This window comes from Mycobacterium sp., from assembly GCF_049683355.1.
Lineage (GTDB): Bacteria > Actinomycetota > Actinomycetes > Mycobacteriales > Mycobacteriaceae > Mycobacterium.
This window is the reverse complement of sequence record NZ_JBAUJB010000311.1, coordinates 1-2,400: the sequence shown is the minus strand read 5'-3', so window position 1 is coordinate 2,400 and position 2,400 is coordinate 1. Positions and strand designations below refer to the sequence as shown.

Below are 2,400 nucleotides of genomic sequence, written 5' to 3'. Positions count from 1 at the left end.
TGGCGTATTCGACCGCGGCGTCCAGCATCGCCTGTCCTGCGCCCACCAGTTGTGCCGCGGTTGCCAGGGCGCCGAACTCGAAGGCGCGGGCCACATCGGCGGACTGGGCCTCGCCGGAGGCGCTGACATCGAAGAGTTTTCGACTCATGTCGACCGATTCGTGCCGGGCGCCGGCCGCTGCGTCACGTACCTGTCCGTCCTCGGCGAGCAGGATCAGGCCGGCGGCATCAGCGTCGACCGCGCGGGGGACCAGCGGTGGGAGCGCCACCGTCGCGATCAGCTCACCGGAGGCGAGAGCGGCGCTGCGCTCGGCCCACTCAGCCCGGCCGGCGAGCAGGATCGGCGCCACCGCGATGGACTCGGCCACCGGGCCGGGGACGCCCCAGCGCCCGACCCGCTCCAGTGCCACCACCAGATCGACCGGGTGGGCCTCGATGCCGTCGTATTTCTCGGGCACCATCAACGCTGTCACGCCGAGGTCGGCCAGTTGCGCCCACACCTTACGTCCGGGCGCGGTGTCGCCTTCACCCCAGGCGCGCACGGCGGCGGGAAGATCGGCGGCACCCAGCGCGGCGTCGATGCTGGCCGCGAAGTCGCGCTGCTGGTCGTCTATCTCAAAGTTCACGATCGCTACTTTCGGGGCAGGCCCAGCAGGCGCTCGGCGATGATGTTGCGCTGGATCTCGTTGGTACCCGCGTAGATCGGGCCTCCCAGCGCGAACAGCAGGCCGTCGGTCACAGAATCGGCGACTTCGCCGTCGGCCCCGCGCAGGTCCAGCGCGGTCTGGTGCAGTGCGACGTCCAGGTCGGACCAGAACACCTTGGTCACCGACGATTCCGCACCCAGTTCCCCGCCCGCTGTCAGCCGGGTGGCGGTTCCGAAGGTGTGCAGTCGGTAGGCCTGGGCCTTGATCCAGGCGTCGGCGACACGGTCGGTGAACGCCGGGTCGGGATTGTCCTGCCATTGCGCCACAAGGCGTTCCGCCGGCGCGAGAAAGCGTGCCGGGCTGCGCAACGACATGCCGCGTTCGTTGCTGGACGTGCTCATGGCCGACTTCCAGCCGTCGTGAACACCGCCGATCACGTCCTCGTCGGGAACGAACACGTCGTCGAGGAAGATCTCGCCGAAACCGGTGTCGCCACCGAGTTGGGCGATGGGCCGAACGGTGACGCCGTCGGCCTTCAGGTCGAACATGAAGTACGTCAGTCCCTTGTGGCGCTGTGCCTCGGGATCGGACCGGAACAGGCCGAAGGCCCGTTCCCCGAACACCGCCCGGGAGCTCCAGATCTTCTGGCCGTTGAGGAGCCAGCCCCCGTCGGTCCGGGTGGCAGTCGAGCGCAGTGACGCCAGGTCGCTGCCGGACTCCGGCTCCGACCAGGCCTGAGCCCAGATCTCCTCACCGCTTGCCATTTTCGGCAGGATCCGGTTCAGCTGCTCGGACGTGCCGTGGCTGAACAGGGTGGGCGCGAGCATCGACGTGCCGTTGGCGCTGGCACGTCCTGGTGCGCCTGCACGGAAGTACTCCTCCTCGAAGACGATCCACTGCAGTAGCGTCGCGTCCCGTCCGCCGTACTCTTCCGGCCAGGTGATCACCGACAGGCCGGCGTCGAAGAGCACCTTGTCCCAGCGGCGGTGCTGCTCGAAACCTTCGGCGGTGTCATAGGACTTCGTCGGGAACGAATGCTTGTTCGCAGCGAGGAACTCGCGCACCTCCGACTGGAACTGGAGGGTGGCGTCGTCGAAGGTGAGGTCCAACTCAGGCCCTTTCACGAAGTTGCGGCTTGACGACTTTGCCGCCCGGGTTGCGCGGCAGCGCGTCGAGGAACTCGACCGTCCGCGGGGTCTTGAAGTTCGCGAGATGTTCACGGGTGAAGGCGATCACGGTGTCGGCGTCCAGCTCGGCGCCCGGCAATGCGACGACGAACGCCTTGCCCACCTCGCCCAGTCGCTCATCGGGCACCCCGATGACGGCGGCCTCGGCGACGCCGTCGAGGCGGGCGAGCACCTGCTCGATCTCGGCGGGGTAGACGTTGAACCCGCCACAGATGTACATGTCCTTGAGACGGTCGGTGATCTTCAGGTTGCCCGCCGCGTCCAACTCGCCGACGTCCCCGGTGTGCAGCCATCCCTCGTCGTCGATCGCGGCAGCGGTGGCCTCGGGGTCGTCGAGGTAGCCCAGCATCACGTTGGGCCCGCGCAACAACACCTCACCTGTTTCGGCGCCGCCGACCGCCGCTATCCGCAACTCGAAGTCGGCGATCGGCCGACCGGACGTGGTGGCCACGGTGACGGCGTCGTCGTCGGCGCGGCACATGGTGCCGAAGCCGCTGGCTTCGGTCAGCCCGTAGGCGGTGAGCACGATGTCGATGTCGAGTTCGCTCTGCATCCGCTCGATCAGCA

The 2,400-nt window shown here is 68.1% G+C and carries 3 protein-coding genes; all 3 read right to left on the bottom strand.

The annotated features are described in order from the left end of the window. A partial coding sequence (locus WA944_RS18080; RefSeq protein WP_526371580.1) for an acyl-CoA dehydrogenase family protein occupies positions 1-625 on the bottom strand: 625 nt, incomplete at its 3' end. A 5-nt stretch (positions 626-630) separates the two neighbouring features. After that, on the bottom strand, positions 631-1,755 hold the full coding sequence (locus tag WA944_RS18075; RefSeq protein ID WP_526608281.1) for an acyl-CoA dehydrogenase family protein: 1,125 nt from the start codon (positions 1,753-1,755) through the stop codon (positions 631-633). 1 nt (position 1,756) lies between these two features. Continuing rightward, positions 1,757-2,400, bottom strand: a 644-nt coding sequence (locus WA944_RS18070; protein WP_526608274.1) for an AMP-binding enzyme, incomplete at its 5' end; no start/stop codon positions are given.